Raw genomic sequence first — 6,729 nt, forward strand, 5'->3', positions numbered from 1 at the left:
GGCTTGCGGGCTGACGATGACGCTGCGCCCGGCCGCATCACCCACCAGGGTCCTGAGGGCATTCGTCGTCTCGGACCAGAAGTCGCTGACGCTCTTGGTCGTGAGCTGGCTGCTCTCTTGCGGTGTCGCGGTGGGCTGCGACGGCGTGCCCGAGCCCGGGCTGCCGCTGCTGGTATAGGGCGCCGAGCCCGAGCTGACGCGCACCTCGCTGCGCCCGCTGCGCAGCAGGTTGAGCACATTGAGCGTGTAGACGCGGGTCTGCAGCGACGGGGGGTAGACCGTGATGCGGCGGCCCTCGACCTGGAAGTCAAAGCCATAGACGTCGCGGATGGCCTCCAGCGCCTCGCGCACCGTCACGCCCTTGAGCGTGACCGAGAGTGTGCCGCTGACGGCCGGGTGTACCAGCATGCTGAAGCGCGTCTCCGTGACGAGCGAGAGGAACACATCGCGTGCCGGAGCGCCGTTGACGACGAGGTCAAAGCGCGGCTCGGGCGGCGGTGCGGGTGCGACGGCTTGTGCGACAGGCTGAGCGATGGCCACTTCGGCCGGACGCGCCACCGCGGGTGCGGGCGTCGATGCCGCAGCGGCCGGGGCCGGCGCGGCATGCTGCGCCGTCAATTCGTCGCGCAGCGATCCTGCCGGCTGGGCCAGGCGCAGCGGCCGGTCAGCGCAACCGCTGAGCACGAGCAGCACGGCCAGCAGGATGGGGGTTGCGGCCTTCATGGCTTCTCCTTGGATGTCGTCTTGGGCTGGCGCTTTTCGACGCCCCCATACAGCGGTTCGCGGCGGATCTGGCCGCCCTCGTTCCACCAGATCGCGGTCTCGTCGATGCGATGCAGGCGCACGCCGTCGATCACCTCGCCCACCGCGTAGCGGCGGCCTTGAATCACGAGGTAGGCGCGGCCGTCACGGATCAGCACCTGGCGCGCGAGCGGCACCTCGGGGTCGGCGCCCGACGCGGCCGAGGCGGGTGCGGCCGGCAGCATGCCGGCAGGCCACTGCGTCGGGTCGCGGTCGATGGCGCGAGCGCTGGCGGTGGCAAGCCCCAGCAGGAGCAAGGCGGCGCAACGGGGCTTGAGCATCATGGGGCCAGCCTCAATACGTAGAGCTGCACAGCCAGGCGCGAGGTGTGTGAGGCGGCCTGGGCTTGGCCCCCGGTGCTGACCAGGCGCATATCGCCCCAGCGCAGGCCGGCCAGCTCCAGCTCCAGGCGCTGCAGGTAGCGGGTGATCTCGACGAAGCCGCCTTCGATCTGCAGGTCCACGCCCTGCCATTGCAGGCCGGGGATGCGCACCTGGCCGCCAGCGGTGTTGTTGTCGGGCGTGAGCAGGGTCAGGCGGTTGAGCTGCAGGCCGGGTTGGCCCACCAGCAGGCGTTGCAGCACGGTGGGCAGCGCGGTGGCCTCGTCCAGATTGGCCACGCCGCCGGGCGCGGCGCCCGCAAGTTCCTGGGCCAGTTGGGCTGCGCGCTTCTCGGCCTCGCGCACCTCGGCCAGCAGGCGAACCGCCGGCGCATCGGCCGGCTGCTGGCTGGCGCTGAGCAGCTTCTCGCGCAGGCCGTCGATCTCGGTGCGGCGCGTGGCCACCTCAGCGGCACGCAGCTTGGCGCGGGTATTGAGCGGCGTGAGCACCAGCGCGTCGAACAGCGCGCCCACCACGGCAGCCATGGCGAAGAACAGGATGGCCCGCTCGCGCAGGCTCATGGCGTCGATGCGGCGCTTCTGGCGCTCCCACCGGGCGCGCCAGGCGGGCAGGGGGCGCTCGGCGCTGACGTCGGTCATTGCATTCACGGTGCAGCTCCCGAAGCCGCGCTGCTGGCGGCCGGCTGCGGGCCGCTGACAGCCTCGAACAACCACACCGGCTGGCGCGCGTTGCGCAGGGTCTCGGCCAGGGCGCCGCTGACCAAGGGCCCGCGTTCGGCGCCGCCGCCTTGCAGCAGGCGCTTGGCCGTGTCAGCCTCGGGTGCATTGATGTGCTCCACCCGCAGGCTCTGCAGCGTCTGGTTGACCAGCAGCGGGTGCGCGGTCAGGCGCGCCCACCAGGGGCGCAGGGTCTTGGTGTCCACCGTGCCGCCGTTGATTTCCAGCCGCCCGGCGTGCCAGCTCACCTCCGACAACCAGGTTCCCTCGGGCACCGTCCGGCTCAGCAGCGAGAGCAGTTCGGAGTGCTTGAACTCGCCATCTCCTAGGCCTGCCAGTGCGCGCAGCACCAGCTCCTGGTCGGCATTGCGCTTTTGCAGCGCCTTGAGCTGCTGGGCCAGCACGGCTTCGTCAGCCGGCGCGAGCTGGCTGGCCACGGCCACGGCCAGGGCTTGGCGCTCTTGGTCGAGTTGAGCGAGCTGCTCGACATGGGCACGCCCGGCGCGCTGGTCGGCCCATTGCACATAGCTGGCCATGGCGACGGCCGCCACCAGCAGCACGGCCGTGGCCTGCACCAGGGTGGTGGCCGAGAAATAGCGCTTCGGCGTCAGCAGAATCGGCGCGAGGAGGTTGATCTGTTGGGCCATCAGCGTCTCAGGCCTTCCTCTCGTCCACGCGCAGCGCTGCGCCCAGCAGGGGCAGCAGGGCAGCACGCGGCAGGCTGCCTTCGGGGGCGGGCGGCGTGCCGGCAAAGCCGGCCAACGGGTCCAGCGCAAAGGCCTGTACGCCCAGCTCACGCTGCACCAGGCCGGCAATGTCTTCGCTGCCTTCCTCGGCCAGCACATAGAGCCGGGCCAGAGGCAGCTGCGGCCAGGAGCGGTCCCAGACGTCGAAGCTGCGCTGCAGCTCGACGATGAAGGGCGACTCGGCCTCATTGATCTCAAAGTCGCCGCCGGGTTGGTATTCAAAGCCCAGCGGCATGGCCGCCGTCGTGCCCGTACCGCCACCGCGCGCGCGCTCCAGCAGCTTCGGGTCGGCCTCCAGGCGGCGGGTGTAGTGCAGCTCGTCGTTGGCGCAGACGACGAGCAGGTCTTGGCCATGGCCCACCAGCACGGCCGCGCAGGCGCGCTGGGCGATCTGGTCGCGGCGCATCTGCTGGTTCAGCAGGTTGCGCAGCGCGGTTTCCCGGATGTCGACGATGTGGGTCTCGGCTTTGAAGGGCGCAAGGCTGCTGGTGAGCGCGCGGATGGCGCGGTTGGGCGCGGTGATGACGAAGAGCTCGCGGTGCGGGCGTTCCACGTCGCCGCCCACGTGCATCACGTCGAGCGTGAAGTCATCGCCATCGACGCTTGGCATCACGTCCTTGAACTGCCAGCGTGTGGCGGCCTTGAGTTCGTCTGCCGGCACATTGGGCGTGTCCACCTTGAGCACCTGGTAGGCCTCGGGGCCCAGCAGGCCGATCACCTCGCCCGCAGCCGGCGCGCTGCCCGCGAGCTGGCCCCAGCGCAGCACGCGCGGCCGGTGGCTGCTGGTGGGCGGTGCGTCCGTCAGCACGTAGGCGACCTGCTCGCCGGCCTGGGCAAAGCACAGGCGCTGGGGGCTGCGGTTCTTCAGCGGCCAGCGCATCAATAGTTCTCCCGCTGGAAGACGACGCCGTCGCTGCCGCGGTAGAGGCCCCAGGTGGCGCGCGCACTCGGGTCGCTCAGGCTGCTGCTGCCGCACCAGGTGTGGCGCAGGCCGTCCAGGTTGGCGCCGCTGCTGGCGGTGGTGGTCTTGCTGGACCAGCTGCTGGCCAGGCAGGAGGCATCGGTACTGCTGCTGCCCAGGGCCAAAGCGATGTCGACGCTGCCCACGCGGCCAGCGCCCGGCGCCGCGAGCGTCAGGAAGCTCGGGCTGCTGCCGCTGACGGTGACGCTGGCGGGCGACATCACGATGTCCGCCGCGAGCAGTTGCTTGCGCAGGTTGCCCGCGCTGAGGTTACTGCTGCTGACGCGGGTGCAGGAGTCCAAGGTGTTGGTGACAAAGGCGCTGCCGTTCCAGTATTGGGCCGTGAGGGGAAGCTTGAGCGCCCGGTTGGCGGCGCCTAGCGCATTCTGGAGGCGCAGTCTCCCGTGTCGCAGCGAAATTGTCCCGACCAATGTGACGTCTGCGCTGTCTGCGGGGCTGTCGGTGTCGAGATTCAGCGACAGCATGCCCACACCGTCGCTGTCCAGCGCCGAAATGCCGAACTGAGCGGTGTCGAACGGGCCGTCGGGCGTGGTGCTGCTTTTGGTCACCTGGGCCGTCAGCGTCGCGCCTGTGGCCACGCCATTGACCCAGCTGCCACTGCCAGTGCCCAGCTGCAACCGGCCGCCGGTCTTGAAGGGCGTGCTCCCGCCAATGCCGGCAGGGTGCAGGTTGTTGGCGGTGCTGAGGTCGAGCTTGGCAAAGGCGCCGGTGTAGTTGGTGGTGGTGGCGCCGGCCGTGTTCTGCGCGGTGAGCGTGAAGCCGAGCTGGAAGGTCTCGCCCAGGTAGGTGAAACCGGACGCCGGGCTGCAAGCCTGGCTGCTGCGGTGGGTGATGGCCGGGTTGCTGAGCGCAAAGCCCGCCGGCACGAAGCGCCCGACGCGGGTCTGCGGGTTGCCCGCCGCGTCGAACACGGCGGCGTCGATGTTGACGCCGCTGGCACCCAGGTAGTTGCTGAGCACGCTGCTGGTGTTCAGAGTGAAGCTGCCCACCTCGCTGTAGGCCAGGTTGCTGACGGTGACGCTGCCACCCGTGAAGCCACTCACGCCGCCGTTGCTGAGGCTGCCGAGAGTGCCCCCTGCGGGGGTTTGCGTGCCGGCCACGGGGCTCAGGCTCACCGTGCCGTTGAACCCGGGCGCCAGGCCGCCACTGCTGAGTTGGCTGAAGGTGGCGGTGGCATCCACGACGCCGTCGTCATTGGCGTCAGCCGCCGCGCTCCAGCGGTAGGCCGCGAGGGTCGCCGAGAAGCTGGCGCCGGCCTTGCCAAACACGGCAGACCCGGCGGCGCTGCCGGCTGGGTTGGCGGTGCCCGAGAGGCTGAGGCCGCTCACGGCAATGGCCAGTGGCCGCACGGTCAGGTCGCTCAGGCTGCCGCTGATGGTGCCGCTGGCATAGGTGCCGGAGTCGTCGTCGAGGTTGAGCGCATAGCGCCCCACATCGGTGGTGGCGAGATTGAAGCTGGCGACACCGCTGCTGAAGCTGAGCGTCAGGTTGTTGCCGCCGGGCCGGCTGGCGGGCACGCTGAGCGCCGGGCTGACGCTACTCGGCGCCGTCCAGGGGCCGCTGTTGTCGGTGCGCCAGAGCTTGAGGTTGCGGCTGCCCGTGAAGTCGCTGGCCACGCCGCAGCTGCCGGTGCTGGGGTCCTTCTTGATCAAGGACACCTGAAGGTCGTGATTGCGGCCCGCCACGGCGACATTGCTGCCGCTGATCTTGTTGGACAAGTCCTCGCTCCAGACAAAGGCGTTGTTGCTGAAGTTGATGCTGGCCGAGGTGCTGCTGCTGGCCGCGACGCTGGCGTCCACCACGGTCACGGTCAGCGTCTGGGCCAGGCTGTGGCTGAGGCGCAGCTTGACCACGCCGGCGTCGCTGGCTGAGAAGGTGTAGCTGGCCAGGCCACTGTTGGCGGCGCCGGCCGTGAGCGTGCCCGCAGGCGCAGGGCCCGAGCCAGCCGACCAGTCGCCCCTGCCACTGGAGGTGGAGAGGTTGACCGTGCCGGTGTAGCCGGTGAGCGTGGCGCCGCCGCTGTCCTTGGCGGTGAGGGTCAGGGTCTGCGGGGTGCAGGTGGACGCGGCGCCCGTGCCGGCGATACCGAAGCTGGCAATCGCCGGCGTGGCCGTGCACAGGCCTGGCGCCGCCAGGCCGCTGTTGTTGATGAGGCAGCTGTTCGTGCAACTACCCATGCTGCCGCAGCAGATGCTGCCGGCCTTGGCCCCCGAGGCCAGCGAGATGTTGCCGCTTGAGGCCCTGACGCACGAGGTCACCTGCGCGTTGCCATTGAAGTTGATGCCATTGGCGGCCGTGAGCTTGCCCGTGATCAGCACGGAGGCCCCGAGGCTGATCGACTGGGACGTGGACTGCGCATCGCCGGTGATCTTGGCGCCGTTGCTGAGATTGAAGTTGTTGGTCACCCGAACATTGCCGACGATGTCGGTGCCCGTGCCCCAGTTCACGTCGCCCGAGATGACCAGGGTCAGGTCCGCCGCCGCGCCCGCCGTGTTGATCTTGACGCCGGTGAGGCTGGGGTTGCCGGCGATGTTGATGGTGGCGGGCTTGGTGCCCGCGATCACGATGATGTCGCCGCTGGACAGGTTGAGCGAGGTGCAGCTGTAGGTGCCGCCACTGCCTGAGCAGGTGCCGGGCATCGAGGTGGGGAAGGTGTACGTGGCCGCCACGGCCCAGCCGGGTGCCAGTAGGCAAAGCAACCAGTTCAGCCAAATGAGCCAGCGCTTCATTTGCCCACCGTCCGGGTCAACTGCCGCTCGGCATAGGTGGGCTCGCGCGTGGCGTTGTTGGGGCAGCTGCCGCCTGCACTGATGTTGCAAGCCGTGGCGACGATTTCGTAGAAGACCAGTGCCTGGTCGCCATCGGTGGCTGTGCCACTGGAGGGCGTGCGGGTGCAGGCGACGGTGACGCTGAAGTCGCTCAGCTGGTCGGGCAAGGTGAAGCTCTTGGTGGCAAAGCAGGCCGGCTGTGAGCCGCCGGGCAGGACCTGGAAGCTGCCCCACTCCAGCCCGGCCATTGCGGCCTGGTAGGCCTTGGCCGCAGCCAGCTCTCCCGCCGAGCCCAACTGTTGGCGCTGGCTGAGCGAGGCCAGGGTGGCGCCGAGCGCTGCCAGCACCACCAGCAGGAAGAGCATGGACATCATG

7 protein-coding genes are annotated in these 6,729 nt (G+C 69.7%); all 7 read right to left on the reverse strand.

The window, feature by feature from the left end:
* On the reverse strand, window positions 1-723 hold a 723-nt coding region (locus ABDJ85_RS20130), incomplete at its 3' end, for a secretin N-terminal domain-containing protein (RefSeq protein ID WP_347706601.1).
* Complete coding sequence (locus tag ABDJ85_RS20135; RefSeq protein WP_347706602.1) at window positions 720-1,085, reverse strand: hypothetical protein; 366 nt, start codon at window positions 1,083-1,085, stop codon at window positions 720-722. The genes ABDJ85_RS20130 and ABDJ85_RS20135, both read right to left, overlap by 4 nt.
* Window positions 1,082-1,789: a hypothetical protein gene (locus ABDJ85_RS20140; RefSeq protein WP_347706603.1), complete on the reverse strand. Its 708-nt coding sequence runs from the start codon at window positions 1,787-1,789 to the stop codon at window positions 1,082-1,084. The genes ABDJ85_RS20135 and ABDJ85_RS20140 overlap by 4 nt, the downstream gene beginning before the upstream one ends.
* The gene (locus ABDJ85_RS20145; protein ID WP_347706604.1) at window positions 1,786-2,505 is read right to left on the reverse strand and encodes a PilN domain-containing protein; all 720 of its coding nucleotides are present in this window, start codon (window positions 2,503-2,505) and stop codon (window positions 1,786-1,788) included. The genes ABDJ85_RS20140 and ABDJ85_RS20145 overlap by 4 nt, the downstream gene beginning before the upstream one ends.
* A 7-nt stretch (window positions 2,506-2,512) precedes the next feature.
* Window positions 2,513-3,484, reverse strand: coding sequence for a hypothetical protein (locus ABDJ85_RS20150; protein WP_347706605.1), 972 nt, complete (start codon window positions 3,482-3,484; stop codon window positions 2,513-2,515).
* Complete coding sequence (locus ABDJ85_RS20155) at window positions 3,484-6,315, reverse strand: DUF6701 domain-containing protein (RefSeq protein WP_347706606.1); 2,832 nt, start codon at window positions 6,313-6,315, stop codon at window positions 3,484-3,486. The genes ABDJ85_RS20150 and ABDJ85_RS20155 overlap by 1 nt, the downstream gene beginning before the upstream one ends.
* A partial coding sequence (locus tag ABDJ85_RS20160; RefSeq protein WP_347706607.1) for an agglutinin biogenesis protein MshP occupies window positions 6,312-6,729 on the reverse strand: 418 nt, incomplete at its 5' end. The genes ABDJ85_RS20160 and ABDJ85_RS20155, both read right to left, overlap by 4 nt.

Source organism: Roseateles paludis, from assembly GCF_039872745.1.
Lineage (GTDB): Bacteria > Pseudomonadota > Gammaproteobacteria > Burkholderiales > Burkholderiaceae_C > Pelomonas > Pelomonas paludis.